This is a genomic window from Oleiphilus sp. HI0066 (assembly GCF_001635725.1).
On record NZ_LWFH01001613.1, the window covers coordinates 1 to 832 of the forward strand.

An 832-nucleotide genomic window follows, 5' to 3' on the forward strand; every position below is an offset into this window, starting at 1 on the left:
GTCCCTTCAACAGTACATTAAACTCAACCCATTTTTTGAGCGCACAGTAAATTATCCATAGTGCGCTTTATCTCTATATGTAATATCTAGTTTGTCATGTTTTCTATCTACTTCTGACTAGAATTCCGTGACTATCACCCTCAATCGATGCGCGTTCAAGCTGTTCAAAAAACTCGTTGTTGATGCCTTTTGTCCATAAAATAGCTGCATGGCAGGTACCCATTGCTAAAGCTTTTTGACATAGCGCATCACCGGATATTTGCTTGTTTGATCGAAGAACGATTATTTCATTGAGATCTGTTTTTCGTTCAGATTTCCATCGATGCAGTAGTTCGCTAGGCGGATCTATTAATGCGAGCCAGCGTTGTTCTTGATTCAGCTTTGTAAGCATAGGCAATAGCATTTGAACACTATCTGCTTTTGACTTCGCGATAATAATCTCTGTTACGTTCGCTTCTTTTTTTGCGCTATTTGGAGCGTCTATTTCAATAAACGAAGTATTAAGTGCCTTGTCGTTAAAACCTAGATCTTGTTGGATGTATGCTTCATTCATTGGATTGTATCCTTTCTGATAACGCCAACGGCTAAACCTTCAATTGCGAGATGCTGTTCTTTCAGATCAACAACGATTGGTTGAAATTCTTCATTCTCAGCATGCAGTTCTACAGTATGTTTGTTTTTGAAAAAGCGTTTTACGGTCACTTCATCTTCAATTCTCGCAACAACGACTTGGCCATTTTTAGCTTGCTCAGTTTTATGTACAGCTAATAAGTCGCCATCGAGTATCCCTATGTCCTTCATACTCATACCTCTTACGCGTAAGAGGTAGTCA

General features: G+C 39.2%; 2 protein-coding genes. Both read right to left on the reverse strand.

Going from position 1 to position 832, the window contains the following annotated elements; genetic code table 11:
- Positions 1–103: 103 nt before the first annotated feature.
- A complete protein-coding gene (locus A3738_RS25390) occupies positions 104–553 on the reverse strand; it encodes a SulA-like leucine-rich domain-containing protein (protein WP_068476331.1) in 450 nt (149 codons plus the stop codon).
- A partial coding sequence (gene lexA / locus A3738_RS25395) for a transcriptional repressor LexA (protein WP_068763942.1) occupies positions 550–832 on the reverse strand: 283 nt, incomplete at its 5' end. The genes lexA and A3738_RS25390, both read right to left, overlap by 4 nt.